The 25896-nt window shown below is 66.2% G+C and carries 28 protein-coding genes and 4 pseudogenes; 17 read left to right on the top strand and 15 right to left on the bottom strand.

What is annotated here, in order from left to right; all coding sequences use genetic code 11:
• The 4 genes and pseudogenes from AWC14_RS28425 to AWC14_RS24830 all read right to left on the bottom strand — a co-directional run.
• A pseudogene (locus AWC14_RS28425) lies at positions 1-166 on the bottom strand (IS110 family transposase); the annotation flags it as partial.
• A gap of 319 nt (positions 167-485) precedes the next feature.
• Positions 486-1643 carry an acyl-CoA dehydrogenase family protein gene (locus tag AWC14_RS24820; RefSeq protein WP_045373067.1) on the bottom strand — a complete coding sequence of 386 codons (1158 nt, stop codon included), beginning with the start codon at positions 1641-1643 and terminating at the stop codon, positions 486-488.
• Between the two features lies 1 nt (position 1644).
• A complete protein-coding gene (locus AWC14_RS24825) occupies positions 1645-2757 on the bottom strand; it encodes an acyl-CoA dehydrogenase family protein (protein ID WP_235215770.1) in 1113 nt (370 codons plus the stop codon).
• Positions 2758-2761: 4 nt separating this feature from the next.
• Entirely contained in the window at positions 2762-3658 is an 897-nt protein-coding gene (locus AWC14_RS24830) for an alpha/beta hydrolase (RefSeq protein WP_045373070.1), read from the bottom strand.
• 93 nt (positions 3659-3751) lie between these two features.
• Between AWC14_RS24830 and AWC14_RS24835 the strand changes: the two genes are divergently transcribed.
• Both AWC14_RS24835 and AWC14_RS24840 read left to right on the top strand, forming a co-directional pair.
• Positions 3752-4969, top strand: a complete 1218-nt coding sequence (locus AWC14_RS24835) for an alpha/beta hydrolase (protein ID WP_045373160.1) — start codon at positions 3752-3754, stop codon at positions 4967-4969.
• A 43-nt stretch (positions 4970-5012) separates the two neighbouring features.
• Entirely contained in the window at positions 5013-6428 is a 1416-nt protein-coding gene (locus AWC14_RS24840; protein ID WP_045373072.1) for a WS/DGAT/MGAT family O-acyltransferase, read from the top strand.
• 14 nt (positions 6429-6442) lie between these two features.
• On the opposite strand, the gene fadD12 is transcribed toward AWC14_RS24840, so the two are convergent.
• A complete protein-coding gene (gene fadD12 / locus AWC14_RS24845; protein WP_085241490.1) occupies positions 6443-8029 on the bottom strand; it encodes an acyl-CoA ligase FadD12 in 1587 nt (528 codons plus the stop codon).
• 5 nt (positions 8030-8034) lie between these two features.
• The gene (locus tag AWC14_RS24850; protein ID WP_045373077.1) at positions 8035-8841 is read right to left on the bottom strand and encodes a 1-acyl-sn-glycerol-3-phosphate acyltransferase; all 807 of its coding nucleotides are present in this window, start codon (positions 8839-8841) and stop codon (positions 8035-8037) included.
• A gap of 180 nt (positions 8842-9021) precedes the next feature.
• Here AWC14_RS24850 and AWC14_RS24855 point away from each other — a divergent pair, with 180 nt between their 5' ends.
• The 4 genes from AWC14_RS24855 (at position 9022) to AWC14_RS24870 (ending at position 12473) form a co-directional block, all read left to right on the top strand.
• A complete protein-coding gene (locus tag AWC14_RS24855; protein WP_045373079.1) occupies positions 9022-9798 on the top strand; it encodes a crotonase/enoyl-CoA hydratase family protein in 777 nt (258 codons plus the stop codon).
• The gene (locus AWC14_RS24860) at positions 9783-10616 is read left to right on the top strand and encodes an arylamine N-acetyltransferase family protein (protein ID WP_045373082.1); all 834 of its coding nucleotides are present in this window, start codon (positions 9783-9785) and stop codon (positions 10614-10616) included. Before AWC14_RS24855 ends, AWC14_RS24860 begins: the two co-directional genes overlap by 16 nt.
• Positions 10617-10689: 73 nt before the next feature.
• Positions 10690-12180, top strand: a complete 1491-nt coding sequence (locus tag AWC14_RS24865) for a class I adenylate-forming enzyme family protein (RefSeq protein WP_045373084.1) — start codon at positions 10690-10692, stop codon at positions 12178-12180.
• Positions 12177-12473 carry a hypothetical protein gene (locus AWC14_RS24870; protein ID WP_045373087.1) on the top strand — a complete coding sequence of 99 codons (297 nt, stop codon included), beginning with the start codon at positions 12177-12179 and terminating at the stop codon, positions 12471-12473. Before AWC14_RS24865 ends, AWC14_RS24870 begins: the two co-directional genes overlap by 4 nt.
• Positions 12474-12546: 73 nt before the next feature.
• Here AWC14_RS24870 and AWC14_RS24875 read toward each other — a convergent pair whose 3' ends face one another.
• Both AWC14_RS24875 and AWC14_RS29060 read right to left on the bottom strand, forming a co-directional pair.
• Positions 12547-13167, bottom strand: coding sequence for a TetR/AcrR family transcriptional regulator (locus AWC14_RS24875; protein WP_045373091.1), 621 nt, complete (start codon positions 13165-13167; stop codon positions 12547-12549).
• Positions 13168-13191: 24 nt separating this feature from the next.
• Complete coding sequence (locus tag AWC14_RS29060; protein WP_162835638.1) at positions 13192-13338, bottom strand: hypothetical protein; 147 nt, start codon at positions 13336-13338, stop codon at positions 13192-13194.
• A gap of 183 nt (positions 13339-13521) precedes the next feature.
• Here AWC14_RS29060 and AWC14_RS24880 point away from each other — a divergent pair, with 183 nt between their 5' ends.
• Entirely contained in the window at positions 13522-13752 is a 231-nt protein-coding gene (locus tag AWC14_RS24880) for a hypothetical protein (protein ID WP_052425448.1), read from the top strand.
• Positions 13753-13776: 24 nt separating this feature from the next.
• Positions 13777-14133 carry a hypothetical protein gene (locus tag AWC14_RS24885; protein ID WP_045373093.1) on the top strand — a complete coding sequence of 119 codons (357 nt, stop codon included), beginning with the start codon at positions 13777-13779 and terminating at the stop codon, positions 14131-14133.
• 28 nt (positions 14134-14161) lie between these two features.
• Here AWC14_RS24885 and AWC14_RS30275 read toward each other — a convergent pair.
• Positions 14162-14236, bottom strand: a pseudogene (locus AWC14_RS30275) (hypothetical protein); the annotation flags it as partial.
• 349 nt (positions 14237-14585) lie between these two features.
• On the opposite strand from AWC14_RS30275, the gene AWC14_RS24895 reads away from it, so the two are divergent.
• From AWC14_RS24895 to AWC14_RS24910, 4 genes are read left to right on the top strand one after another with little or no spacing between them, the layout of a single operon-like run.
• Entirely contained in the window at positions 14586-14912 is a 327-nt protein-coding gene (locus AWC14_RS24895; protein WP_081967938.1) for a DUF2563 family protein, read from the top strand.
• A gap of 9 nt (positions 14913-14921) precedes the next feature.
• Positions 14922-15269, top strand: a complete 348-nt coding sequence (locus AWC14_RS24900) for a putative alpha/beta hydrolase (protein ID WP_052425449.1) — start codon at positions 14922-14924, stop codon at positions 15267-15269.
• Between the two features lie 60 nt (positions 15270-15329).
• Positions 15330-16664 (top strand): alpha/beta hydrolase, encoded by a 1335-nt coding sequence (locus tag AWC14_RS24905; protein WP_052425450.1) that lies wholly within the window; start codon positions 15330-15332, stop codon positions 16662-16664.
• Positions 16664-17233: an LppA family lipoprotein gene (locus AWC14_RS24910; protein ID WP_045373097.1), complete on the top strand. Its 570-nt coding sequence runs from the start codon at positions 16664-16666 to the stop codon at positions 17231-17233. Before AWC14_RS24905 ends, AWC14_RS24910 begins: the two co-directional genes overlap by 1 nt.
• A 92-nt stretch (positions 17234-17325) precedes the next feature.
• Here AWC14_RS24910 and AWC14_RS24915 read toward each other — a convergent pair whose 3' ends face one another.
• The 3 genes from AWC14_RS24915 to AWC14_RS24925 are packed head-to-tail and all read right to left on the bottom strand — an operon-like array spanning position 17326 to position 20072.
• Positions 17326-17712 (bottom strand): restriction endonuclease, encoded by a 387-nt coding sequence (locus AWC14_RS24915; RefSeq protein ID WP_052425451.1) that lies wholly within the window; start codon positions 17710-17712, stop codon positions 17326-17328.
• Between the two features lie 60 nt (positions 17713-17772).
• Positions 17773-19251, bottom strand: a complete 1479-nt coding sequence (locus AWC14_RS24920) for an aldehyde dehydrogenase (RefSeq protein WP_045373100.1) — start codon at positions 19249-19251, stop codon at positions 17773-17775.
• Positions 19252-19301: 50 nt separating this feature from the next.
• A complete protein-coding gene (locus tag AWC14_RS24925; protein WP_045373168.1) occupies positions 19302-20072 on the bottom strand; it encodes a class I SAM-dependent methyltransferase in 771 nt (256 codons plus the stop codon).
• Positions 20073-20097: 25 nt separating this feature from the next.
• Here AWC14_RS24925 and AWC14_RS24930 point away from each other — a divergent pair, with 25 nt between their 5' ends.
• From AWC14_RS24930 to AWC14_RS24940, 3 genes are all read left to right on the top strand, one after another.
• Positions 20098-21252 carry a glycosyltransferase family 4 protein gene (locus AWC14_RS24930; RefSeq protein WP_045373103.1) on the top strand — a complete coding sequence of 385 codons (1155 nt, stop codon included), beginning with the start codon at positions 20098-20100 and terminating at the stop codon, positions 21250-21252.
• A gap of 2 nt (positions 21253-21254) precedes the next feature.
• Complete coding sequence (locus AWC14_RS24935; protein ID WP_045373105.1) at positions 21255-22433, top strand: cupin domain-containing protein; 1179 nt, start codon at positions 21255-21257, stop codon at positions 22431-22433.
• Positions 22434-22571: 138 nt separating this feature from the next.
• Positions 22572-23996 (top strand): PPE family protein, encoded by a 1425-nt coding sequence (locus AWC14_RS24940; RefSeq protein ID WP_045373108.1) that lies wholly within the window; start codon positions 22572-22574, stop codon positions 23994-23996.
• Between the two features lie 4 nt (positions 23997-24000).
• On the opposite strand, the gene AWC14_RS24945 is transcribed toward AWC14_RS24940, so the two are convergent.
• A complete protein-coding gene (locus AWC14_RS24945) occupies positions 24001-24384 on the bottom strand; it encodes a nuclear transport factor 2 family protein (RefSeq protein ID WP_045373169.1) in 384 nt (127 codons plus the stop codon).
• Between the two features lie 166 nt (positions 24385-24550).
• Here AWC14_RS24945 and AWC14_RS30115 point away from each other — a divergent pair.
• Positions 24551-24727, top strand: a pseudogene (locus AWC14_RS30115) (type II toxin-antitoxin system VapC family toxin); the annotation flags it as partial.
• A gap of 90 nt (positions 24728-24817) precedes the next feature.
• On the opposite strand, the gene AWC14_RS24955 reads toward AWC14_RS30115, so the two are convergent.
• Both AWC14_RS24955 and AWC14_RS24960 read right to left on the bottom strand, forming a co-directional pair.
• Positions 24818-25183, bottom strand: a complete 366-nt coding sequence (locus AWC14_RS24955) for a DUF5615 family PIN-like protein (RefSeq protein WP_081967940.1) — start codon at positions 25181-25183, stop codon at positions 24818-24820.
• Positions 25180-25365, bottom strand: a complete 186-nt coding sequence (locus AWC14_RS24960; RefSeq protein WP_235215773.1) for a DUF433 domain-containing protein — start codon at positions 25363-25365, stop codon at positions 25180-25182. The genes AWC14_RS24955 and AWC14_RS24960 overlap by 4 nt, the downstream gene beginning before the upstream one ends.
• On the opposite strand from AWC14_RS24960, the pseudogene AWC14_RS29840 reads away from it, so the two are divergent.
• Positions 25316-25429, top strand: a pseudogene (locus AWC14_RS29840) (hypothetical protein); the annotation flags it as partial. The gene AWC14_RS24960 and the pseudogene AWC14_RS29840 overlap by 50 nt on opposite strands.
• Positions 25430-25896: the final 467 nt, after the last annotated feature.

The raw sequence follows: 25896 nt of genomic DNA on the forward strand, positions 1-25896 counted from the left end.
TGCCCCACACCAAATCATTACCGAACTGCTCGCGTGCCCACACGATCGCCTGTACATGCCCGGCGCTGGTGGCCTTAACGACCTTATGACCCAGTGCGCGGCCGACTTCATCGACGGCGACGAAAGTGTGTGTCCGCTTGTGCACATCGGCCCCAACAACAACCATGGTGGTTGCCTCCTTTACTCAGAGGTGGACGGTTGGGCCGGTCGGCGGACAAAGCTCAGTGGGGGCGAGGCCACGCTCCTATCAGGTCACGCCGGCCGGTCCTTCACACCCGGTGCCGACAAAACACGCTCAACGCCAACCCGAAGGCGGCACGCAAAACCCTGAGTCAGACACCGGGTGATCCGGAACCAACCACCACGAAGCGGCCCTGTCACGCTGACACACCGCAACGCAGCACCATCACCCTGACACTGAGCGCAAACCCGGGCGTGTCCCCGGCGTGTCGGCCGGGGACACGCCCGCTCGCGCAGGAAGGGGGTCAGTGTGGCAGGTCGCGGAACGGGGTATTGCGGTATGGCTCCGGCTCTTTGGGTAGGCCCAGCACGCGTTCGCCGATGATGTTGCGCTGGATCTGGTCGGTACCGCCGCCGATCGAGGTGAAATACGCGTTGAGGGTCCGAAACGTCACCGCGTCACCGACCGGGTTGTCCGGTCCGGCCAGCATGGCCTCGGCGCCGACGATCTCGGTCTCCACCCGGGCGGTCTCGTGCAGAATCCGAGACATCGCGAGCTTGCCCAACGCCATCAGCGTCGCCGCCTCGCCGCGATCGGCGGCCTTCGAACGCTCTCTGTTCCACCGGTTCACGGTAACCAGCGCGTCGATCCGGGCGATCTGCTGACGGACATCGGCGTCGTCGAGCCGGCCGAAATCGCGCGCCAATTGCACCAAGCCGCCGCCCTTTTCGGCCTTGGGTCGCTTGGTGTCCTTGGACGTGCGGGCCAGATCGCCCATGAACCGGCGCTCGTAGCCGAGCGCCACCTGCAGCACCGACCAACCTGCCCCCGGCTCGCCAACCATGTTGGCGGCGGGCACCCGGGCGTTCTCGATGAACACCTCGTTGAATTCCGATTCGCCGGTGATCTGGTGGATCGGGCGGATCTCCACCCGGGGCTGGCGCATCGGCAACATGAAGAAGCTGATTCCCTTGTGCTTGGGCACATCCCAGTCGGTGCGTGCCACGAGCATGCCGTAATCGGCGGTCTTGGCGAACGACGTCCACACCTTTTGGCCATTGATCACCCAGTCGTCGCCGTCGCGGTCGGCGCGGGTACGCAGGCCCGCCAGGTCGGACCCGGCACCCGGCTCGCTGTAGAGCAGGCACCACTTGCTCTCGCCGCGGATCGACGGCGGGATCAGTCGTCGCTTCTGCTCATCGGTACCGCAGTCGTGCAGCGTGCAGGCGAACAGATTGGCCCGGTCGTGCCCGGCGCCCGGCGCCCCGACTGCCGCGAACTCCTCGGCGACAATGCGGGATTGGGTATCGCTGAGACCCCGTCCGTACCACTCGGGCTCCCAGCTGGGAACGGCCCAGCCGGCGTCGACGACAGTGCGCGCCCACCCGGCGCGATCGATGCCGGAAGACCAATTGGCGGCCAGCCATTCTCGGACTTCGCGGCGCACTTCGTCGTCAGTCACGTCAGGCTCCGATCTGCTGCAGGTAGCGTTCGCGGTGCCAGGATGGGCTGCCCAGCAGCTGGGCATCGGTGCGAGCCCGCCGCAGATACAGATGCGCCGGATGCTCCCAGGTGAACCCGATGCCGCCGTGCACCTGGATGTTTGTCGCCGCGACAAACACAAATGCGTCGGAGCAATAGCCCTGTGCCAGAGCGAGATCCGCGAACCGCGACGGCGACTTCCGGGCAAACGACTCGGCGGCGAACCGGGCGGCCGATACGGCCGACTCGGCTTCCAGCAGCATGTCGGCGCACATGTGCTTGACGGCCTGGAAGCTGCCGATCGCCCGGCCGAACTGATAGCGGGTCTTGGCGTACTCCGCAGCCATATCCACGACCCGCCGTGCACCGCCGGCCTGTTCGCCGACCAACGCCACCGCGGCGGAATCCAGCGCCGCGCCGAACACCTCGACGCCGGAACCCAACCGGCCGACCAAACGCGCTGGCGTGTCGGAGAATTGGAGCCGGCACTGTTTGCGGGTCAGGTCGACCGTGGTCAACGGCGTCACCTCCACGCCCGGCGCAGCGGTCTCGACGGCGAACACCGCCGGCCCGGCATCGGCCGCGGCCAGCACGTACACCAACTGGGCCAATCCGCCGTCGAGCACGAACTGCTTGCTCCCGGTCACATGCCAGTCGTCACCGGCGGCCCGAGCCGACGTCGCGATGGTCCACGGCACCCGGGCCGAGCCGTCCTCGGCGAAGGCCACCGTGGCGATCAGCTCACCGGACGCGATCCGCGGCAACACCGCCGCGGATTCTGCCGTGTCGCAAACTTCGGCCAGCAGGCTGGGCACCAGCACCGCCGTCGACAGATACGGGCCGACCATCAGCGCGGCGCCCGTCTCCTCGGCCACGATGCCCAGCTCGATCGGGCCTGCACCGCCGCCGCCGTGCTGCTCGGGGATCAGCAGCCCCACCAGGCCGGTGGCCGCCAACTCCCGCCACACCTCCGGGTCGAAACCGGTGTCGGTGGCCATCATCGCCCGCACCGCGGACTCCGGCGAGCGTTTCGCCATCAAGTCGGCAACCGTGCTGCGCAGTGCCCGCTGCTCGTCGGTGACAGAAAACGGCACGCTGTCAGCCCTTCGCTGTCAGCGCTGTCCGCAGGCTGGCGCATTGACTGGCGAAAAACGCCTGGGACACTTTGGCTTTGGGCACTAACAGGTCGAACCCGTGAAAGGCGCCGGCGACCACCTCGACGTGGCACGGCACCCCGGCCTTGGTCAGCCGCTCGGCGTAGGCCAGGTCCTCGTCGTGGAACAGGTCGTGGGTGCCGACCCCGATCCACGCCGGGGGCAGTCCGCTCAGGTCGTCGCGGCGCGCGGGCACGGCGACCTGCGGGTCGGCGTCGCCGAGATACGCCGCCCAGCCGAAGCGGTTACTGCTGGGGCTCCACAACCGGTACGACGGGAGGCTCGGATTGTCTGCACTTCGGTCGTCGAGCATCGGGTAGGCCAGCAGCTGGAGGGCCGGCGTGATTTCGCCGCGGTCGCGGGCGAGCAGCGCCAGGGCGGCCGCCAGGCCGCCGCCCGCGCTGGCACCGCCGATGGCAATCCGCGCCGGATCCACCGCGGGCAGCCGGGCCAGCCACGTCAACGCCGAATAGCAGTCCTCGAGCGGCGCGGGGTAGGGGTGTTCGGGCGCCAGCCGGTAATCGACCGACGCCACGGTGGCGCCCAGCTCGCGGCTGAAGCGGCGGCACAGCTTGTCGTCCTGGCTTGCCCTGCCCAGGACGTAGCCGCCGCCGTGGATCCACAGCAGCGCGGGCGTGGATTCGGCTGTCGCCGTAGGCCGGAACAGTCGGACACCGGCGCCGGAGTCCAATGTGAGCACTTCGACGTCGTCCCCCGGACTGCGCAGGCCCTGCAGCCGCGTCGCGGCCCGCATCACTCGTAACGTCCGCGGGCTGACCAGGGTTCGCGGAGCCAGGCGCGCGATTCGGCGCAGGTCGGGGTGAACATCGGTGTTCGACATCGGTCAAGTATGACGCGGCTCAGCAGACGGATCATCGGTGAGTCCGACCCCCGATCGCCGTTTGCGCCCGACCCGACGGGGTACGCTCCGGCCATGGTGCGCCCCGCGACCCGCTATCCCGGACCGACCACGGCCGCAAGAATCCGGTGGTTGCTGCGAGCCCGCCCGGCGGACTACATGCTGGCCTTGAGCGTCGCGTCCGCTTCGCTGCCGGTGGTCGGCAGGCATCTGGAGCCGCTGGGTGGCGCGACGGCAATGGGGGTCTGGGGCGCCCGGGTGCTGCCCGAGTTTCTGTCCGCTACGGCCAAGTCCTGGCTGACCCCGGGCATCGGCGAGGTCCGCAAGCGCGAACGCGACCAGACCCACACCGTTTCGCAAGCAGCGCTGCGCGGCATCGTCTCTGCCAAAGACCTCGACATCGAATGGCCCGCACCCGAGCGCACGCCGCCGGTGTGGCGGGCGCTCAAGCACCGCCGCTACCTGCATCGCGCCGCGGTCCGCTACGGCGATCACCCCGCCCAACTGCTCGACGTGTGGCGCCGGAAGAACCTGCCCACCCGCCCGGCGCCGGTGCTGGTGTTCGTGCCCGGCGGTGCCTGGGTGCACGGCAGCCGCGCCCTGCAGGGCTATGCGCTGATGTCGAAACTGGCCGAGCTGGGCTGGGTATGCCTGTCTATCGACTACCGGGTCGCGCCGCACCACCGCTGGCCGAGCCACATCACCGACGTCAAGACCGCGATCGCGTGGGCCCGCGCCAATGTCGACAAGTTCGGCGGCGACCGCAATTTCGTTGCGGTGGCGGGCTCTTCGGCCGGCGGGCATTTGGCCGCGCTGGCCGGGCTCACCGTCGACGACCGCGAGCTGCAGGCCGAACTGCCCGAGGGTTCGGACACGTCCGTGGACGCCGTCGTCGGGATCTACGGCCGCTACGACTGGGAGGACCGCTCCACCGCCGAGCGGGTCCGCTTCGTCGACTTTCTGGAACGAGTGGTGGTCAAGCGCAGCATCGACCGGCATCCCGAGGTATTCCGGAACGCCTCGCCGATCGCGCGGGTGCACCCGGACGCACCGCCGTTCCTGGTGATTCACGGCAGCAACGACACGGTGATCCCCGTCGAGCAGGCGCGCAGCTTCGTCGAGCGGCTGCGCTCGGTGTCGCATTCGCCGGTCGGCTACATGGAACTGCCTGGCGCCGGCCATGGTTTCGACCTGATCGACGGGGCCCGCACCGGCGCGATGGCCACCGCAGTCGGGTTGTTCCTCAACCAGGTTCACCGCAACCACGCATTGATGGCCAAAGAGGTTATTTGATCGCCGCCCGACTGTAAGGTCCCTCCCAAACGGGAGGTGGCGGGTGAAAAGGCTTAGTGGCTGGGACGCGGTACTGCTGTACAGCGAGACTCCCAACGTGCATATGCACACTCTCAAGATCGCGGTGATCGAGTTGGATCCCGACCGCCGTGATTTCGATATCGACGCGTTTCGCCGCGTCATCCACAGCCGGCTGTACAAACTGGACCCGTTTTGCTACCAGCTGGTCGACATCCCGATGAAGTTCCATCACCCGATGTGGCGGGAGAACTGCGACGTCGACCTCACCTACCACATCCGGCCGTGGCGGCTGCCCGCGCCGGGCGGGCGCCGCGAGCTCGACGAGGCGATCGGGCAGATCGCCAGCACGCCGCTGGATCGCAGCCGCCCGCTGTGGGAGATGTATTTCGTCGAGGGCCTGGCCAACAACCGGATTGCGGTGGTGGGCAAGATCCACCATGCGCTGGCCGACGGCGTTGCGGCAGCCAACCTGCTGGCCCGCGGTATGGACCTGGCGCCCGAACCGGCGACAGGCCGCAACCGGTATGCGCCTGACCCGGCCCCCTCCAAGGCCGAGCTGGTGCGCTCGGCGTTCGGCGATCACCTGCGCCAGCTCGGACGAATTCCGCGCACCGTGCGCTACACCGCGGAGGGTCTGGGCCGGGTGCGTCGCAGCAACCGCAAGCTCTCGCCGCAGTTGACCCGGCCGTTCACCCCGCCGCCGACGTTCATGAACCACATGATCACGCCCGAACGCAAATTCGCCACGGCCACTTTGGCTTTGGCCGACATCAAGGAGACCGGCAAGGCGCTCGGCGTCACGATCAACGACATGGTGCTGGCCTTGTCGGCGGGAGCGTTGCGCAAACTGCTGCTGCGCTACGACGGCAAGGCTGAGCCGCTGCTCGCCTCGGTGCCGGTGAGTTTCGACTTCTCACCCGAGCGGATCTCGGGGAATTACTTCACCGGGATGCTGGTCGCGTTGCCGTGCGACATCGAGGACCCGCTGGAACGGGTGCAACTGGCCCACGACAACGCCGTCGACGCCAAGGAGAGTCACCAGCTGCTCGGACCGGAGCTGGTGAGCCGGTGGTCGGCCTACTTCCCGCCGGCGCCGGCGGAGGCGCTGTTTCGGTGGCTGGCCAGCCGCGACGGCCAGAACAAGGTGCTCAACCTGCCGATCTCCAACGTTCCCGGGCCGCGTGAGCACGGCAGGGTCGGCGGCGCGCTGGTCACCGAGATCTATTCGGTGGGGCCGTTGACCGCGGGCAGCGGGCTGAACATCACGGTGTGGAGCTATGTCGACCAGCTCAACGTGTCGGTGCTCTCCGACGGCATCACCGTCGACGACCCGCACGAGGTGACCGACGCCATCCTCGACGACTTCGTCGAATTACGCCGCGCCGCAGGGCTTTCCGAAAAGCTGACGGTGGTCGAGAGCGCGATGGCGCAGGCTTAGCCCACACTCGGCGATCAATTGAGGCGTGCCAGCAGCTCGCCGCGCACCACCTTGCCGGTGCTGCTGCGGGGCAGCTCGGGCAGCACGACGATCTCGCGGGGCACCTTGTAGTTGGCCAGGTTGTCGCGCACGTGCTGCTTCAACGCGTCGACGGTGATCGTCGACCCCTTCACTAGAACCACGAACGCCGCCAGCCGCTGGCCGTACTGTTCGTCGTCGACCCCGAGCACCGCCGCCTCGGCGACGTCGGGGTGTCCCACCAAAGTCTTTTCCACCTCGATCGGGTAGACGTTCTCGCCGCCGGACACGATCATCTCGTCGTCGCGTCCGACCACGTACAGCCGCCCGGCCTCGTCGACCCGGCCGACGTCACCGGACGCCATGAAGCCGTCGTGAAAATCCTTGGTATTGCCGGACGTATAGCCGTCGAACCGGTTGGAGTTACGCACGAAAATCTGGCCGACCTCACCCACCGGCACCTCGCGGAACTCGCTGTCGAGGATGCGGATCTCGGTGCCGACGGCGGGCTTGCCGGCCGTGTCGGGCGCGGCCCGCAGGTCCTCGGGCGTCGCCGTCGCGATCATGCCCGCCTCGGTGGCGTTGTAGTTGTTGTAGATCACGTCGCCGAATTCGTCCATGAACCGGGTCACCACATCGGGCCGCATCCGCGAGCCCGACGCGGTGGCGAATCGCAGTGAGCGGCAACTATAGCGGCGGCGTACCTCGTCGGGCAGGTCCATGATCCGGTCGAACATCACCGGCACCACGCACAGTCCGGTGGCCTGGTAGCGGTCGACGAGGTCGAGGGTGGCTTCCGGGTCGAACTTGCGCCGGGTCACCACCGTGCAGCCCAGCGACGCGGCGAACACCAGCTGGGAAAAACCCCAGGCGTGAAACATCGGCGCCACCACCACCGTCGTCTCCTCGGTGTGCCACGGCACCCGGTCCAGGATCGCCTTGAGCTCGTTGGCACCGCCGCCGGAATGCTTGGCGCCCTTGGGACTTCCGGTGGTTCCCGACGTCAGCAGGATCAGTCTGCCCTTGCGGCCCGTGCGCGCAGGACGCTGACCGGCATGCGCAGCGACGAGTCCTTCGACCGTGAGGTCGTGCGGCTGTTCGGTCCACGCGACGATGCGCGTGGTGCCCGGGCGGTCGGCCAGCGCGCGGTCGACCGAGTCGGTGAACTCCTCGTCGTAGATCACCGCGTCGGCGCCCTCGCGGTTGACGACCTCGGCCAGCGCCGACCCGGCGAACGAGGTGTTGAGCAGTAACACGTCGGCGCCAATTCGGTTGGCGGCCACCAATGCTTCGACGAAACCGCGATGGTTGCGGCACATGATCCCGACCACCGCCGGCGTGCCGCCGGGCAACCCCTGCAGGGCCGCGGCCAGCGCGTCGCAGCGCCGGTCGAGCTCGCGGTACGTCAGCGACCCCAGCTCGTCGATCAGTGCCGGCCGGTCCGGGCAGCGTTGCGCCGACATCGCGAATCCGCTTGTGACGGAAAGACCTTCGCGACGCGCAACGGCAGCGATGCGCAGGTATTTGTCGGGCCGCAGCGGTGCGATGATCCCGGCCCGGACCATGGTGGCGAGCAGACCCATCGGACCTAGCCGAGAATCGGCAGGCGGCGCTCGCTGGCCAACTTGTCCAGCGCCTTCTGCATGACGTGGCGGACGTGGGCGTCGACCTCGTCGATGTCGGGGTCCTCGCCGAACTGCTCAGTCACGTCGATCGGCTCGAGCACCTGCATGACGATCTTGGTGGGCAGCGGCACGTTGACCGGCAGCACCGCGGACAGCCCGAATGGGAAACCCACCGAGATCGGCAGGATCTTCACCCGCATCAGCTTGTCCAGCCGCAGCGCGTGGGCAAGCCAGGTGCCGCGCGACAGATACAGCTGGCTTTCCTGCCCGCCGATGGCGACCGCCGGCACGATCGGCACCCCGGCGTTCAACGCCGCCCGGACATAGCCGGTGCGCCCGTCGAAGTCGATGGTGTTCTCCGACAGCGTCGGCCGGTACACGTCGTAGTCGCCGCCCGGGAACACCACCACCACGCCGCCGGAACGCAGTGCCTCGTCGGCGTTTTCGTGGTTGGCCCGGATGAACCCGGTTCGCACGAAGAAGTCGGCGATCGGGCCGGTGAACAACACGTCGTGGCTGAGCGTGTAGACCGGACGGTCGTAGCCGAACTTCTCGTAGAAGCCGGTGGCGAAGACCGGAACGTCCATCGGGAACAGCCCGCCGGAGTGGTTGGACACCACCAGCGCGCCGCCCGGCGGGAACGACTCCAGGCCGCGCACCTCTGCGCGGTGGTAGCCCTTGATGAGCGGGCGGATCCACCCCATCACCCGTTCGGTGAGGCCGGGATCCCACTTGGAAATTTCGGTTGGTTCGGTGTCGATGGCTGTCAACTATCCCCCTTGATCTGGTGGCCGGCGACCCGCTGCGCTCGGCTTCGCCGCGCTTGCGATCGCCGCTATGATTCCGCGCCGATTTTGCTGTGATGGTAGTCGAGCGCGCGGGGCGCCGGTTCGGGCCGACCGATACCATCGTTCGACACCTGTCCCTATCCGAAGGAGCGTCACACCGTCGTGAGCACCGAACAAGAAGAAGCCCCAGTTCTCGTCGAACAGCGGGACCGAATCCTGATCATCACGATCAACCGGCCGCAGGCCAAGAACGCCGTCAACGCCGCGGTCAGCAAGGGCCTGGCCGACGCCATGGACCGGCTGGACGGCGACGCGGGCCTGTCGGTGGCGATCCTGACAGGTGCCGGCGGCTCCTTCTGCGCGGGCATGGACCTCAAGGCGTTCGCGCGCGGCGAGAACGTCGTCGTCGAGGGCCGCGGGCTGGGCTTCACCGAACGCCCGCCGACCAAGCCGCTGATCGCCGCCGTCGAGGGTTACGCGTTGGCCGGCGGCACCGAGCTGGCGCTGGCCACCGACTTGATCGTGGCGTCCAGGGACGCAGCGTTTGGCATCCCCGAAGTCAAGCGCGGTCTGGTCGCCGGGGGCGGGGGGCTGCTGCGGCTGCCGCAGCGCATCCCCTACGCGGTCGCGATGGAGCTGGCGCTGACCGGCGACAATCTGCCCGCCGAGCGGGCGCATGCGCTGGGCCTGGTGAACGTGCTGGCCGAGCCGGGCCAGGCGTTGGACGAGGCGATCAAGCTGGCCGAGAAGATCACCGCCAACGGGCCGCTGGCGGTCGCTGCCACCAAGCGGATCATCGTCGAGTCCCGCGGCTGGAGCCCGGAGAACATGTTCGCCGAGCAGACCAAGATCCTGATGCCGGTGTTCGCCTCCAACGACGCCAAAGAAGGCGCCATCGCCTTCGCCGAGAAGCGGCCTCCGAAGTGGACCGGGACCTGAACCTCCCGGCGTATTTCGCCCGGATCGACTACTCGGGGCCGACCGAGTCGACGTTGCAGACGTTGGCCGGGCTGGTGGCCGCGCACGGACGCCGCATTCCGTTCGAGAACCTCGACCCGCTGCTCGGCGTGCCGGTGACCGATCTCAGCCCGGAGGGTCTGGCGGACAAGCTGGTGCGCCGACGCCGCGGCGGCTACTGCTACGAGCACAACAATCTGTTGCGATATGTGTTGGAGCAGTTGGGATTTGGGGTCGACGCGCTGGCGGGACGGGTGGTGTGGATGAGCCCGCAGGGGTTGGCCGGACCGCCGCCGGCGCTGACCCACCAGGCGCTGGCGGTGCGGATCCCCGGGGTCGACGACGTGTTCCTGGCCGACGTCGGTTTCGGCGGGCAGACCCTTTCCTCGCCGATTCGCTTGATACCCGGTCCGGTTCAGCAGACCCGGCACGAGCCGTACCGGCTGCGCACCCACGGCGACGGATACGTGTTGGAGGCGCTGGTCCGGGAAAAGTGGCAGCCGCTGTACATCTTCAGCACCGAGCCGCGACCGCTGATCGATCTGGTCGTCGGAAGTTGGTATGTGTCAACGTATCCCGAGTCGCATTTTGTCACCAGCCTCACCGCTGCGCTGGTGACCGACGACGCGCGATGGAATCTGAACGGGCGTCATCTCGCGATCCATTTCAAAGGTGAAACCGACCGCATCCGATTCGACACCGCCGAGCAGGTGCTCGACGCGCTGGTCAACCGGTTCGGGATCGACGTGTCGGGTCTCGGCGATGTCGAGGCCCGGATCGCCCAGGTGCTCGACAACTAGTTGCATGATCTAAACTCGACATGACACTTTTGGCGGCATTTGTAACGGCCCGACGGCACAGAAAGTCCGAGCGTTGAGCATTTCGTTACTCCTGGAGATGGCGGTCTCGAGCAGCCCTGACCGGACCGCCGTCGTCTCCGGCGAGCTCCGGTTGACCTCGCAAGAGCTGAGCGATCTGGCCGACGGCGGCGCCGGCGTCATCGCCGGATCGGGCTGCCGGCATGTGGCCTACGTCGGCACCGGCGGGGCGTTGCTGCCGTTGCTGATCTTCGCCTCGGCACGCGCCGGGCTGCCATTCACGCCGATCAACTACCGGCTCTCGGCCGAGGGCATCCAGACCTTGATCGGGCGGTTGCCCGAACCGCTGGTGATCGTCGACGACCGCTACCGCGACATGGTCGTCGGCAAGACGGTCGACTCCGAGGAGTTCCTGGCCTGCGCCCGCAGCGCAGAGCCCGTGGCGGAGTTTCCCGATCCGGATGCGACGGCGATCGTGCTGTTCACGTCGGGCACCACGTCGCAGCCCAAGGCCGTCGAGCTTTCGCACAACAACCTGACCAGTTACGTCACGGGCACAGTGGAATTCGAGTCGGCCGGCGCAGAGGACGCCGCGCTGATCTGCGTGCCGCCGTACCACATCGCCGGAGTCGGGGCCGCGCTGTCGAACCTGTACGCCGGCCGCAAGATGGTCTATCTGCCGATCTTCGACGCCGAGGAATGGGTGCGGCTGATCAACGCCGAGCACGTCACCACCGCCACCGTGGTGCCGACGATGCTCGACCGCATCGTCACCGTGCTGGAGACCGGCCGCCATGAACTGCCGTCGCTGCGCAACCTGGCCTACGGCGGGTCGAAGGTCGGTCTGCCGCTGGTTCGCCGGGCGCTGGAGCTGTTGCCGAACGTCGGCTTCGTCAACGCCTACGGTCTGACCGAGACCAGTTCGACAATCGCGGTGCTCACCCCGGAGGATCACCGCGAGGCGCAGGCAGCCTCTGATCCCGCGATCGCCCGCCGGCTCGGATCGGTCGGTCAGCCGGTGCCCGGGATCGAGGTGCAGATCCGCGACGAGAACGGTGCTGTGCTCGGGCCGGGGGAGACCGGTGAGCTGTTCGTCCGCGGCGACCAGGTGTCGGGCCGCTACACCGGGATCGGTTCGGTGCTCGACGCCGACGGGTGGTTTGCCACCAAGGACATCGCGATGCTCGACGAGGGCGGCTACCTGTTCATCGGCGGGCGCAGCGACGACACGATCATCCGCGGCGGCGAAAACATTGCCCCGGCCGAGCTCGAGGATGTGCTGATCGAGCACCCGCACGTGCGCGACGTCGCCGTCGTCGGCGTCGACGATCCGCAGTGGGGTCAGGCGATCGTTGCGGTAGTGGTCCCCGTGCCCGGTGTCGAACCGGATCCCGACGAACTGCGCGAGTATGTCCGCAAACACTTACGCGGTTCGCGTACCCCCGACCGAGTAGTCTTTCGCGACGAGCTGCCCACCAACGCCACCGGCAAGGTGCTTCGCCGCGAAATCGTGGAATCCCTAAGAACTCTAGGATCGAAATCATGATCAAAAACGGAACCCGTCTGGCCAGCCAGGTGTGCGACACCCAGGTCATCGTCGTGCGCAGCGCCGACAGCCTCGACGACTTGCGCTGCGGCGGCGCGCCGATGGTGCCGTTGGGCTCCGAGCGTTGCGGGGAACTGGATCCGGCGTTCGCCGACGGCAACGTGATGGGCAAGCGCTATGTGGACGAGAACGGCGCCGAGGTGCTGGTGACCAAGGCGGGTGCGGGCACGCTGGCGATCGGTCAGACCGCGCTGAGCCTCAAAGAGGCCAAACCGCTACCGGCCAGCGACTAGCCCTCTCTGGGCGAGCAGACGCAGAATCGCATTGTGCGGGCGCAAATCGTGCGATTCTGCGTCTGCCCGCGCGTTACTTCGGCACGCCGTTACGGCGGACGAATTCCCTTGCCTTGATGAGGAATTCGAGCTGATTGTGTACCTCGCGCAGCGGGCCGGTGCTCCGCGTCGAACGGCACAGCACGACGGCGCCTTCGAGCGCGGAAATCGACGTCACCGCAAGGGATGCCGCGTCCGATTCGAGAAAGCCGTCGGCGACGAATGCCCGGGTCAACGCCGTGCACCAGCGGCCCAGGATCTGCCCCGCCTCGGTGGTCAATGAAGGTTCCTCGTCGGCCGAGCCGATCGCTGCCGCTACGACGGGGCAGCCGGCGCCGAAGTCGCTATCGGTCAGCAGCCGTTCCCACAGCTCGACGAACTCGCGCAGCAGCACCATCGCGCCGCGCTCGGCGGATTGATCGATGGTGGCGGCGATCGCATCACCGGCGTACCGCAGCGCCTCGGTCAGGATCTGGTTGCGGCCCTCGGGAAAGTGGTAGTACACCGAGCCGCGCGGTGCGCCGCTGCGGGTGAGCACTTCGTCGATGGTGACGCCGGCCGCACCCCGTTCCCGCATCACCTCGACGGCGCTGAGCAGCATCTTGGTGCGCGTTCCGCCGCGTTTGGTGCGTTTAGTGCGCGTGGCAATCGACATTGCGAGCTCCCCCCGAGACCCGGCTCAGGCGGCGTGCGAGTGGCGCAGTTGCGGCATCCGCCAGTGCACGCTGCGCGGGTGCAACCGCACCGACTTCAACGACGTGTGGGGCAGGTCGGGAACCTCACGGGTGAAGCGGTAACCGGCGATGTTCAACTCGACGACCCACATGATCTTCTCCTGCCTCATGCGCCAGGCGGGCCCATGATTATGCAAGGTAGCATAGAACAAGCTAGGGGTTCTATGCAAGTCACTAGGGCTCTGCTGTTGCACTGCGGCGACCGCAAGCCATTCCTATGCTCTATTGCATATTACTTAGATCTACTGCTGGGCGAACGGGTAACCGATCTGGCCATGCAGCGACGCGCGCTGAACGTCGACCTGTTTGCCACCGGCGAGGCATTCCGCGACTTCTTCAAGGCCAACTACGGACCGACGATCACCACGTATCGCACCATCGCGGCCGACCACGACCGCGTCGCCGCGCTCGATGCCGCGTTGGCCGAACTGGGCCAACGATTCCTGGCCGGATCGTCGACGATGCACTGGGAGTACCTGCTTGTCACCGCGCGCAAGCGAAGCTAGCAGCTACTCAAAGGAGATGGCACCATGAAACTTTCGCGACTGCGCGTGCCTGTCGCCGCGGGCGCCATCGCGCTCGGCGCGGCGATCTTGACCGCACCCGCGTCCCAGGCGGAACCCGAATCGACCATCCAAAGCGAATGCAAGTCCGCTGGAGGCACATACACCACAACCAACAGTGGCGGACACCGATACTCCAAGTGTTGCTACACGGACGCCTACGGCACCCAAACCTGCGACAACTACGACGACGGCACTTACGTTGTTACCTGCACGGCGAGCAGCTGCGACAGCGAGCTGGCGCCGCCGAACAACGGAAGTCCTTCGCACCGACCGGTGCACCCTCCGATGGCTCCCATCGCGCCGCCGGAAGCGGTGCCGTAAACGCCGGACGATGCGACCGCGCCGGCCGCTAGCCGTCGACCGTGTAGCCCATCGGCATCAGCACGCTCTTTTGTTGGGTGAAGTGCTCGACGCCCTCCGGGCCCGGTCTCGCGGCTCCCCGGGTTGTTCGCGAAGTCGAGCGTCAACACGCTGTGTCGGTGTTCGGCCGAGTTGTCAACGACGCTGATCGGAAAGTTCAGCCGAGATGGCGGGTTGGCGATCGCCGCGCCCAGGATTGCCGAGGTCGGCAGATCCTCGCGGCCCGAGTGTTCGCTGGCTTACCTGGCTCGCCGAAACCAGCTCCGCAACATCAACGAACATCTCGATCCCTCTAAAGTCTGGTCCGAGCGATTATCCACAGTGTCCGGGACGCATCGCCGAGGCGTGCACGCGGGATCAAGTGCGGGCGGTTGTGCTTGGCGCGCCTGCTGGCGAAACGGTAGCCTGCAGCAATGGTTGCCCGAAAGATCGAGGTCAACACGCCACCGCTGGCCGCGGGTGGCAGTTTATGCCGCGACGCCGGCGACTCGGCACGCAAGGCTGCCGAAGAACTCGCTGGCACTGCTGTGGCATCGAAGATTTTCGGTGATTTCGCTGAGGCGAACCAGTTTCACGCGACGGTAAGCACGGCTCACCAAAATCACCAGCAGCAGCTGCACGGGCATCACGCGACATTGACGGGCGTATCGGACAAAGTGGCGAAGGCCGCGCAGTTGTTCACCGCCACCGACGGCTGCGAGGCGGATGCGATCAAGTCGGCTGGCACCGACATCGGGTAGGGCCGGGGTATGCGACCGGCTTGCCTGATCAATCTGAATGTCGATGAGCTGTGCGGGGCGGCCGGTGGTGATCCGTGGAAACTCGATGATGAGCTGCAGGCTGGGGACGCCGGCGCGATCAACAACCTCGCCGATGCGTTTCACCGGTCGGGTAACCATGTCAAGGAAGCCGATGATGACTTCGATAAGGCCAAGAAGAAGTTCAATGAGGGATATCGGCGCAACGGCGTCGAGCATCCGATCAACGAGTCGGCCGAAGTGCAGCGGGCAACCGCCGCGCTGGCGGGGCATAAAGAAGCGTTGCCGCGTATAGCGGCGAGTTTGGAGCAGGTGGCCGCGTCGCTGGCCAGCGCCTAGCGTGACAGCGACGCCACCATCGCGGCAGTCAATTCCGCGCTGCACGAGATCGACGATCAGATGTCGGCGGCGAAGAGCAACCGTCAGTACACCGGCGGGTTGCACGACAAGGCCGTCGACGCGGTCCGATCGGCACTTGAACAGATCACCACCACCCGCGGCACTTACATCGCGGCTCTGCGCGCGGCCGAGACAGCGATGACGGCCCAAGGTTACGAGCCCGAGGTCATCGACAACGTTGACGGGACACCCGCAGGCACACCTACACAGCGGGCTAGTGCGGCCAACGAAAAACAGTTACGCGAGGCGCGTGCGCGCACGCAGGCCGACCTCGACCGCATGCAACGGCAGCTCGGCACAATGCTGGCAACCGACCACACCTGGAACAAGGACACATTAGACAAACTCGCCGACCAGATCAGCGCGGCCAAGGACCGGCTGGCCCAGTTCGACTCCGTTGATCAGGCATTAGCGAATGCACCCGAGACCTACCTGGCCCAACTGGACATCCCCGCCGACTATCACGGCAAAGTCCACGCTGCGGTGGCGGTCGGCAACCCCGACACCGCCCGCAACGTCTCGGTGACCGTTCCTGGGGTGGGTTCGACCACCCGGGCGAGCTTGCCCGACATGGTGAAAGAAGCACGCAGCCTGCGGGACCAAGCGACCCAGCAGCTCGTCAACGCCGGTAAGCCGGGTTCGGTGTCGACGATTGCCTGGATGGGTTATGACCCGCCGCCGAACCCGATCAACACCGGCAGCGTCGCGGACGGCTTGGCCACCATGGGGGACGGTCAGGCGCGAGCCGGGGCGGCGAGCCTGTCGTCGTACCTGGAGCAGGTGCACGTCAATAACCCCAACGCGCACCTGACATTGCTGGGGCATTCCTACGGGTCGCTGACGTCGTCGCTGGCGTTGCAGCAACTCAATGCCGAAGGTCTGCACCCGGTCAACGACGTGGTGTTCTACGGTTCGCCGGGCTTGGAGCTCACAGATCCTGCCCAGCTGGGGGTAGGCGCCGGTCACGCCTATGTGATGGGGGCCCCGACTGACCCCATCGTGAAATGGATTGCCCCACTGTCTGATTCGCACGGCTGGGGCGCGAACCCCTACGACGGGATGTTGCCGCAGCTCTCGGCGCAGGCTGGCCCGGACCCGACGGGCGTCTACCATCCCGGCGTGAATAGCCACGCCGACTACCCGCGCTTGTTCCACACTCCCGATGGGCGTGATCTCGTTCGCATGTCGGAGTACAACCTCGCGGCCATCGCCGCCGGGCTGCCCGACAACAAAGTGCTGGCCACCCCGCAGCTTCCGCCGCCCGGGCCACCGGTTCTGCCGCCGAACCTGTTCCCGCCCAATATCCCGCCGAGAATCGTAGAAGGGGGCGGGTGATGCGCAGACCCATGCTGTGCCTGGCCGCCATGGTGTGCGCGCTGGCGGTCGGATGCGGGACGGGTAGCGGCGACATGTACCGCGGCGGCGGAGAGGAGCACAACGTGAGCCCGGAACAGATCGCGCAGATGGAAAACGACTTACGGTCCAAACCGTCCTTCGAAGTCGCCAAGGTGGAGTACGAGACCGCGATGCGCCAAATGGCCGATCGCATCGCCGCCCTGGTGCCCGGCCTGACATGGAACTTCCGTGAGAACTCCTGGGAAGGCTGCGGTGGCAAATACTCCCACACTCGGGGCAAACAGGTGTATCAGCTGATCGCCTTCAGCGGCCCAATCCCCGACGACAAATGGTCACAAGCGTTACAGATCGTCAAAGAGGGGGTGGCCCGTTTCGGGGCCACCCACTTGGGTGTCTTCCATGACCAACCCGGCTTCCACGACATCTACCTGGACGGCCCGGACGGCGTCGACTTCCAACTCGGCACCCAAGTAGCGTCAAGCTTGTCCGCGAAGTCGGATTGCCGGATGCGGGAAACCGACACCCCAACGTCGCCTACTTCTCGTTAACCGGCGGCGCTTGCACTGAGCGATCGATGGACTGTGCAGCTTCCGCTTGGTTCGCCCAACATCCTTACCGCCGAACGTCATTGCCACATCACTTATCGATGGAAACACGCGACCCGGTATCGGTTTTCGAGGTAGGACGCGAAGTCGCAAGCCTGCACGGCATTTGTAATGCCATTCCCGTCCATGGTCAGGATGATGTAGGGCTCACGAACCAGGTGCCCGAGCGCGCGTTCGAAGTCAGGTGTAAACCCGTTCCAGGACACGAAGACGCCCATGGCGCATTGCCCGGATCGGTTCCTAATCTTTGACTCCAGGGAGTCGAGATGGTGTCGGCCGACGGAATTACTCCAGTTCTTGCACTCCACGATGACCCACGGCTTTCCCGTCGACCAGCGCGGATCCTGGCCGACGTTCTGCAGCACAATGTCGAGCTCTTCTGTGGTGGTGCGCAGATTTGTCTCCGTTGCGATGGCATCCACTTCTGTGGATATTTCAAGTTGATACCCGAAGCAGATGACGGCTGCAGTACTAGGCGAGCCTCAGCCCGCCGAGTCGAGCGTGTAGCCCATCGGCATCAGCACGCTCTTCTGCTGCGTGAAGTGCTCGACGCCCTCCGGGCCGTTCTCGCGGCCGATGCCGGAGTTTTTGTAGCCGCCGAACGGACAGCAGGGATCAAAGGCATACCAGTTGATCGCGTAGGTGCCGGTGCGGATCTTCTCCGAGATCTCAATCCCGCGTGGCACATTGCTGGTCCACACGCTGCCGGCCAACCCGTACACCGAGTCGTTGGCGATCGCGATCGCGTCCTCCTCGGTGTCGTAGGGAATGATGGAGAGCACCGGCCCGAAGATCTCCTCCTGGGCGATCGTCATCTTGTTGTCGACGTCGGCGAATACCGTGGGCTGCACGAAGTATCCGCTGTCCAGGCCCTCGGGCCGTCCGCCGCCGCACACCAGCCGGGCGCCCTCCTCGATGCCCTTGGCGATGTAACCCTCGACCCGGGCGCGCTGCTTCTCCGAGATCAGCGAACCGATCTGCGCGGCCGGGTCCGACGGCAGGCCCACCGGCAGCGCCTGCACGAAAGTGCTTACCGCGTCGACGATCTCGTCGTACCGCGAGCGTGGCGCCAGGATACGGGTCTGGGCCACACAGGCCTGCCCGGTGTTCATGATCCCGGAGAACACCAGCATCGGGATGGCGGAGGCCAGGTCGACGTCGTCGAGCACGATCGCCGCCGATTTCCCGCCGAGCTCCAGGGTGCACGGCTTGAGCAGGTCCGCGGCGCGCCGGCCGATCTCCTTACCGACGTTCGAACTGCCGGTGAAGGTGAAGATGTCGATGTCCGGGTTGGACGTCAGCGCCTGGCCGGTCTCGACCCCGCCGGGAACTATCGACAGCACACCCTCGGGCAGGCCCGCTTCGGCGAACACCTCCGCCAAAGCGTTTGCGCTCAAGGGTGTTTCGGCGGCCGGCTTAAGCACCACCGTGCAGCCGGCCAGCAGCGCCGGGCCCAGTTTGTTGACGGCCAGGAACAGCGGCACGTTCCACGCGACGATCGCGCCGACGACGCCGAGCGGCTCGCGGTAGACGATGCTTTGCCCGTATCCGCCGTTGCGGATCTCTTTCCACTTGACCTGCTCGACGGCCGGGCCGGCGAAGAAATTCAGCGCTCCGATCGAGCTCATCCAGTGCATCGTCTCGACGGTCGTCGGCGGCTGGCCGGTCTCGCCCGCGAGGATCTGGGTGAACAGCTCCTTGCGCTCTTCCATCAACTTGAGCGCGTTGGCGATGACGGCAGCGCGCTCGGCCGGCGGGGTGGACGGCCACGGCCCGGTGTCGAACGCCTTGCGGGCCGCCGCGACGGCGGCGTCCACGTCGGCCGCAGCTGCCAGCGGCACCCTGCCGACGTATTCGCCGGTGGCCGGACAGTGCACCTCGATGACGTCGGCGGTCGACGGTTCGGTCCACTTGCCGCCGATGAACAGCTTGTCGTACTCGGTCTTCTGGCTTTCGCTCATGGCGCCACCCTACCCAGCGATCGGCAAAACGAGAACAGGTTTCAATCAACTCACGGTCGAGGCTGCAGTACCAGCACCAAATTGCTCACCAGAAACTCCCGCAGCACCGGCACAGATGTCAGCCACCACGCCCATCGCGGGTGGTAGCGCGGGAATGCGGCGATGAGCGTCCCGGTGCTGGCCGCCCAGTCCATACCGTCGGCCGCCGACACCGCGAATAACGACGACCCGTAGTTGTTCTTCGCCGGGTGGCCGTGTTTGCGGGCATAGCGCGCGGCGGCTCGCTCGCCGCCCAAGTAGTGGGTCAGGCCCATCTCGTGTCCGCCGAACGGCCCCAGCCACACCGTGTACGACAACACCGCCAGCCCGCCCGGCCGGGTCACCCGCAGCATTTCGGCGCCGAGTTGCCAGGGCCGCGGAACATGTTCGGCGACGTTGGATGACAAACAGATGTCCACCGAGTCGTCGGCGAACGGCAGCGCCATGCCCGACGCCCGCACGAATTCGCCCGGGCCCTGGGTGTAAGTCGGTGCCGCCGCGTGCATTTCGTCCGGGTCCGGCTCGACGCCGATGTACCGCAGTCCGGCATCGGCAAACGCCGTCGCGAAATATCCCGGCCCACCTCCCACGTCGAGCAGGGTGCGTCCCGCCGCGGATTCGCCGTGCATGCCGCGCCAGAGGTCGCCGACCATCGCCGCGGTATCGGCAGCCAGTGTCCCGTAGAAGCGGGCCGGCTGCGATTGCTCGTAGCGGAACTCCGACAGCAGCCGCACCGAGCGGGACAGCGTCGCCCGCCGGGCGAACACGTCGGTGACGGCCATCTTGCCCACGTTAGGCTGGCTCCCGATGTCTGCTCTGCGCTCGGTCCTGCTGCTGTGCTGGCGCGACACCGGCCACCCGCAAGGCGGCGGCAGCGAAACGTATCTGCAGCGCATCGGCGCGCAGCTCGCCGAGTCCGGTATGGCCGTCACGCTGCGCACCGCGCGCTACCCGGGCGCGGCTCGCTGCGAAGTCATCGACGGCGTGCAGATCAGCCGTGCCGGCGGGCGTTATTCGGTGTACGTGTGGGCGCTGCTGGCGATGGCGGCGGCGCGTCTGCGGCTTGGACCGCTGCGGCATGTGCGGCCCGATGTGGTGATCGATACTCAGAACGGCTTGCCGTTTCTGGCGCGCCTGATCTACGGACGACGGGTTGCAGTGCTCGTGCACCACTGCCACCGCGAGCAGTGGCCGGTCGCCGGGCGGATGCTGGGCCGGCTGGGCTGGTTCGTCGAGTCGTGGTTGTCGCCCCGAGTGCACCGGCGCAGCCAGTACGTGACGGTGTCGCTTCCGTCGGCCCGCGACCTGGTTGCGCTGGGTGTGGACTACGAGCGAATCGCGGTGGTGCGCAACGGTCTTGACGAAGCCCCGGCGACGACGTTGACTGAGCCGCGGGCGCCCTTCCCGCGGGTGGTGGTGTTGTCCCGGCTGGTGCCACACAAGCAGATCGAGGACGCGCTGGACGCGGCGGCGGAACTGCGGCCGCGGATACCGGATTTGCATCTGGACATCGTCGGCGGCGGATGGTGGCGGCAGCGACTTGTCGACCATGCGGCGCGCCTCGGCATCAGCGACGCGGTGACATTCCATGGCCACGTCGACGACATCGCCAAACACCATGTGGTGCAACAAGCTTGGGTGCACGTGCTGCCGTCACGCAAAGAAGGGTGGGGTCTGGCCGTGGTCGAGGCGGCCCAGCACGGCGTGCCCACCATCGGCTATCGCTCGTCGGGCGGGCTGGCCGATTCGATCATCGACGGGGTGACCGGCGTTCTCGTCGACGATCGGGCCGAGCTGGTGAATCGGCTGCACCAACTCCTGGACGATCCGGTGCTGCGCGACCAACTCGGGGCCAAGGCGCAAGCGCGCAGCACCGAATTCTCTTGGCAGCAAAGCGCCGACGCGATGCGCACCGTGCTGGAATCCGTGTTGGCCGGGAAGTCAATCAGCGGCGTGGTGTAGCCGTGGCCGACACGTCGCTCGCCTGGCTGCTTCAACCTCTCAGCGTGCGAACCTTTCTCGACGAGGTATGGGGGCAAACGCACTACCACGTCAAGCGAGGCAGTGAAGGCTACTTCGACCGCCTGCTGCAAGGGCCGTCGGTAGTCGACGAACTCTTGGAATACGTCCGGCCAGAGCCGTCCGGAGTGCGGCTGGTGCGGCGCGGCGAGGACAAGGAGCCTGCCAGTTACCGGCTTTCGGACGGCAGCCTCGATCTGGATCGCGTCCGTGGCGACTTCGCGGACGGCTACACGATCGTCCTCAACAGGCTTGAGGAGTACGCGCGGACAATTGGTTCGTTGACGCACTCCATCGAGGTCGAGCTGAACTTCCCGGCCCGGGCCAACGGCTACATCACACCGCCCGGATCAGCCGGCTTCGTCCCTCACTACGACCCGCACGACGTGTTGGTTCTTCAGATCCAAGGATCGAAGGTCTGGTACCTGTCCAACGACGCCGTGGTCCCGCCCCACGAGATGCATCGCCCGGATGCGGTTGTCACGCCTGAGCTTTCGTCGCCGACCGAGCTGCATCTGGAAGCCGGCGACGTACTGTACGTGCCCCGCGGCCGAGTTCACGGGGCGGAGACCCACTCGGAGTTGTCGGTCCACTTGACCGTCGGAATTCACGCACCCACCGTCCTGACACTCATGACCCACCTGCTCCATGCGCTGAGTCTGCGTGACGACAGCATCCATGCCCGTCTGCCACCGCGGCATCTGGATAACGCCGGCGTGCGCGCGAGTCTGACTGAGGTCGTGCACGACATACTCAGAACCATCGAGGACCCGAGCGCCATCGAGGAAGGTCTCGCGGCAATGGAGGAGGTCTTGGTTCGGCGCGGCCGATGCCCACTAGTAGGACAGATCTCTAACGCCGTGGGCATCGACGCAGACACAGTGGTGGTCAAGTATCAGCCGCTCTATTCGCGAGTTCTGGTCGACTCTGCAAGTGTTGGCCTGCAGTTTGCCCAGCTGCTGATACGGGTCTCCCCCGAGCACAAAGCCGCGATGCAGTTCGTGTCGCGGAGCGCCGAGCCGTTCCGGATTCGCGATCTGCCCGGGCTCACTGCCGAGCAGCAGACGGCACTGGCCCGAACGCTGATTACGACCGGATACCTCGTCCGGCTGGCCGACATGTGAAAGCGCTTCCGCGCAGAGATCAAGCCTTGTGGTCCGGAAAAGCGGATAAATACGCCTAGATCAACCGCAGTTCTGTATTGCGTAATCACCTCCTGTCGCGGAAGATTACCTCGGGAGGGTGCCCGTGGGTGTTCGACGATGACCGCGCCGATCTGGATGGCTTCACCACCTGAGGTGCATTCGACACTGCTGAGCAGCGGTCCTGGACCTGGTCCGTTGCTGGCGGCCGCCGGTGTGTGGAACACGTTGAGCGTCGAATACGAGTCGGCGGCCGAGGAACTCAGTTCGCTGTTGGCGGCAGTGCAGACCGGAGCGTGGCAGGGGCCCAGTGCGGAAGCTTATGTGGCCGCGCATGTTCCGTATCTGGCGTGGCTGGTGCAGACCAGCGCGAACAGCGCGGCAACGGCCACCCAGCACGAGACCGCGGCGGCAGCCTACACCGCGGCGTTGGCGGCCATGCCGACCCTGGGCGAGCTGGCCGCGAACCATGCCATGCACGCGGTGTTGGTAGCGACGAATTTCTTTGGAATCAACACGATCCCGATCGCGCTCAACGAAGCCGACTATGCGCGAATGTGGGTGCAGGCAGCCACCACGATGACGACGTATCACGCGGTGGCCAGCACCGCGGTGGCGTCGACGCCGCAGACCGACCCTGCCCCGCAAATCCAGAAATCCAACAGCAACAACTCCGGCGGAAGCCAAGACGAAGGGCCGGGCCCCACAGATCCGAGTTGGTGGACTGAGCGCCTGGACAAGATCGGCACCGCTATTTGGAATGAGCTGACCAACCCGAATCCGACCAACGCCCAAGTGCTCTACCAGATTTTCACGTATTGGATTCCGCGCTGGGGAGGCGAGGTGTATCTCACCTTCGCCCCTCAGTTGACGCAACTCTCGGAGCTCTCGTTCGGCTTGGTCGCGCCCGCCTTCCCGATGACGGGCGCACTGGGCCTGACCGGGCTGGCCGGCCTGTCGCAATCCAGTGCCGTCTCGATGCCCGACGTTCCCGCCGTGGCGCCGGCCCCAGCACCATCCGACATCCAGCCGGTTGGCGGAGCGGCGCCCGCACCCGCACCCACGCCGGCCGCGGCCCCTGCTGCGGCCCCGCCACCCGCGACCGCGCCCGCGGCGAGCACCATCGCGACCACCGCCCCGACGGCACCGCCCCCTCCCGGCGGGGCGGGTCTCGCCTACCCGTACGTCGTCGGCCCGCCCGGCACCGGGTTCGGCGCGCCGATGAACATCCGCGCCGGCGCCAAAATGAAGGCGTCAGAGCCCGACTCGGCCGCCGTTGCGGCCGCGGCGGCTACCCGTGAGGAGGCCCGCCAGCGCAGACGCCGAACTAAAGTGACACAGCTCGGCCGCGGTTACGAGTACATGGATCTGGAGCCTGAAGTGGCGGCCTCGGACCAGGGCGCCGGAACGCTGGGCTTCGCCGGTACCACGCAGAAGGCCGGTGCCGGACAAGCGGCGGGCTTGACCACCCTGGCCGAGGATTCCACCGGCGGGCCGACCATGCCGATGATGCCGAGCAGCTGGGGCACCGATCCCGACGAGTAACGGGTTAGGCGCCTAGTCGCCGCGACGCCCAGTACTCTCGCAGGCTGGCGATCCGATCGCCGTCGAATTCCAGGATGGCAACCTCACGCATCACCTTGCGGTGGCCCTGGACGAGATCGTCGAACCGGGCTTTCCACTCGGCAACAGCGGTGGTCCCGTCCAGGTACAGATTGAGCAGCTTTACCTCGATATTCGCCTGTGCCTCAACGACTTTCGTTTGCCAGTAATGCCGGATTCCAGCCTCGCCGCAAATCGGCTCCTCGAGCACACGCTCGTGGTACGTGGCGGTCGGCGTGAAGACGGTGACGACCAAGTCGGGGTCTTGGGCAATCCACGCCCGCAGGTAGATATCGACCACCCTGCGTACGTCGTCTTTTGACAAGCTCATGCGAATCTCCAACTGGTGCACGACATCTCACCTCGGTGAAGCGTCGCTAATGAAACCTATCGTACCTAGTCGGGTCGGGCGGTTGCCGAGAACCGACGACCCGTTCCCGGCCGCAGGAGCTCCGAGAATCGCATCCGTCCCATTCGTCACACGTCGGCGTGGGTTCCGGCGTTGGGCTACAAAGGCTTTCGTTGAGCGTGCCGTCCAACTGCACAATACCCATACCATCGCCGATGGTGTGTACGTTGCCCTCGTCCAAGGCCTCGCAACCCCGCTAATCACTTGCGACGGGCTACTCGCTCAATCCCACGGCCATGAGGCAGAGATCGAACTGATTGCCTGATCATCGCCCCGCCCTCGCGACCCCGTAGCAACCTTGCCGTTGTTGCAAGTCCTTGAGCTAGCCTGCGAGGACCTCGGCCTCTTCGATCGCTTAGATCGGCAGCCGGCGGATACGTATTGTTTTCTCGCCGAGCACGACGACGGCCCCGTCCTCTAGCTCGTCCTGCACTACAGGCAGGTTGGAGATGAGTAGGCGGGCTTGTTGGGCTGCTCGTCGACCGACTGCGCGGCGTATCAGGACGACCGACGGTTTGCTGGCACCTGACCGAGCCAGCAAGGTGCCAAAATCCGTATCAGCGCTGATCAGCACACAGCCCTCGGTCGCTGCTAACGTGAGGACCACATCATCTGTCGCACTTGTCAAGCCACGATCACGGACATGGACGACGTCGTGACCGGCTTCGATGAGAAATCTGGATAGTGCCGGTGAAAGATTCTCGTCTAGCAACAGCCTCATGCGGTCGGACGCAACGGCAGCTCTCGCTCACGCACTGCCTCAGCCGCGTAGCGCAGAGCCTCGGCGACATCTTCTTCCTCAAGGTCGGGAAGCTCGGCAAGAATCTCAGGCGGCGTCATCTGGTCAGCAACCATGGCGACCACGGTCGCCACCGGGATACGCAAGCTGCGGATGCACGGCATCCCCCCCATAACGTCCGGATCGATGGTGACGCGGCTGAATCGCATGCCCATAAGGCTAGTCGGTCATGACCCGCCATGTCGGCAGGTTCCGGGCAGCTACCGACCCACGCACACTAGTGACCTCACATGTCTCAAAAGACACCCCTGGTTATCCTCAGGGCCACTGCCAGCGCTTTTATCGAGCCTGACGAATTCGTGCGCGTGACCATTCGTTTCGCAAATATGCCAGATGCGACAAACGCATACATCCAGCCGCACAAGTGGGGGTTTACCAGTGAAGAAAAATCTCACACGTCGGTACGGCCGAAGCCGTTGGGACCATTCAGCGCCGGGCAGGGCTGGATCGGTCCGCGGCAGACGGGACCGCCGGCGGACGGGGGCCGCCACGGCCTTCCGGTCCCCCATTTTTACCGCGGCGAACCGCCCGTCGCCGCGTTGGCGGTGGGTGACGATCAAACTGGGCATCTGGTTGTCGAGACGTCTGACATTGGCAAGGAAGTCGGCCTTCGCGGCATCACGCAGCGGCCACGG

This window comes from Mycobacterium kyorinense, from assembly GCF_002101735.1.
GTDB classification, from domain to species: domain Bacteria; phylum Actinomycetota; class Actinomycetes; order Mycobacteriales; family Mycobacteriaceae; genus Mycobacterium; species Mycobacterium kyorinense.

Excerpts from the sequence above, each read along its gene's own strand:
- AWC14_RS29060 (WP_162835638.1), bottom strand. The coding sequence starts at position 13,338 with ATGTGGGTCGTCGAGTTGAACATCGCCGGTTACCGCTTCACCCGTGAG.
- AWC14_RS24905 (WP_052425450.1), top strand. The coding sequence starts at position 15,330 with ATGTCGGCGGCGAAGAGCAACCGTCAGTACACCGGCGGGTTGCACGAC.
- AWC14_RS24835 (WP_045373160.1), top strand. The coding sequence starts at position 3,752 with ATGGTGCGCCCCGCGACCCGCTATCCCGGACCGACCACGGCCGCAAGA.
- AWC14_RS24920 (WP_045373100.1), bottom strand. The coding sequence starts at position 19,251 with ATGAGCGAAAGCCAGAAGACCGAGTACGACAAGCTGTTCATCGGCGGC.
- AWC14_RS24880 (WP_052425448.1), top strand. The coding sequence starts at position 13,522 with ATGCAGCGACGCGCGCTGAACGTCGACCTGTTTGCCACCGGCGAGGCA.
- fadD12 (WP_085241490.1), bottom strand. The coding sequence starts at position 8,029 with ATGGGTCTGCTCGCCACCATGGTCCGGGCCGGGATCATCGCACCGCTG.
- AWC14_RS24925 (WP_045373168.1), bottom strand. The coding sequence starts at position 20,072 with ATGGCCGTCACCGACGTGTTCGCCCGGCGGGCGACGCTGTCCCGCTCG.
- AWC14_RS24945 (WP_045373169.1), bottom strand. The coding sequence starts at position 24,384 with ATGAGCTTGTCAAAAGACGACGTACGCAGGGTGGTCGATATCTACCTG.
- AWC14_RS24960 (WP_235215773.1), bottom strand. The coding sequence starts at position 25,365 with ATGCCGTGCATCCGCAGCTTGCGTATCCCGGTGGCGACCGTGGTCGCC.
- AWC14_RS24870 (WP_045373087.1), top strand. The coding sequence starts at position 12,177 with ATGATCAAAAACGGAACCCGTCTGGCCAGCCAGGTGTGCGACACCCAG.
- AWC14_RS24875 (WP_045373091.1), bottom strand. The coding sequence starts at position 13,167 with ATGTCGATTGCCACGCGCACTAAACGCACCAAACGCGGCGGAACGCGC.
- AWC14_RS24955 (WP_081967940.1), bottom strand. The coding sequence starts at position 25,183 with ATGAGGCTGTTGCTAGACGAGAATCTTTCACCGGCACTATCCAGATTT.
- AWC14_RS24900 (WP_052425449.1), top strand. The coding sequence starts at position 14,922 with ATGCGACCGGCTTGCCTGATCAATCTGAATGTCGATGAGCTGTGCGGG.
- AWC14_RS24885 (WP_045373093.1), top strand. The coding sequence starts at position 13,777 with ATGAAACTTTCGCGACTGCGCGTGCCTGTCGCCGCGGGCGCCATCGCG.
- AWC14_RS24895 (WP_081967938.1), top strand. The coding sequence starts at position 14,586 with ATGGTTGCCCGAAAGATCGAGGTCAACACGCCACCGCTGGCCGCGGGT.
- AWC14_RS24930 (WP_045373103.1), top strand. The coding sequence starts at position 20,098 with ATGTCTGCTCTGCGCTCGGTCCTGCTGCTGTGCTGGCGCGACACCGGC.
- AWC14_RS24830 (WP_045373070.1), bottom strand. The coding sequence starts at position 3,658 with ATGTCGAACACCGATGTTCACCCCGACCTGCGCCGAATCGCGCGCCTG.
- AWC14_RS24910 (WP_045373097.1), top strand. The coding sequence starts at position 16,664 with ATGCGCAGACCCATGCTGTGCCTGGCCGCCATGGTGTGCGCGCTGGCG.
- AWC14_RS24940 (WP_045373108.1), top strand. The coding sequence starts at position 22,572 with ATGACCGCGCCGATCTGGATGGCTTCACCACCTGAGGTGCATTCGACA.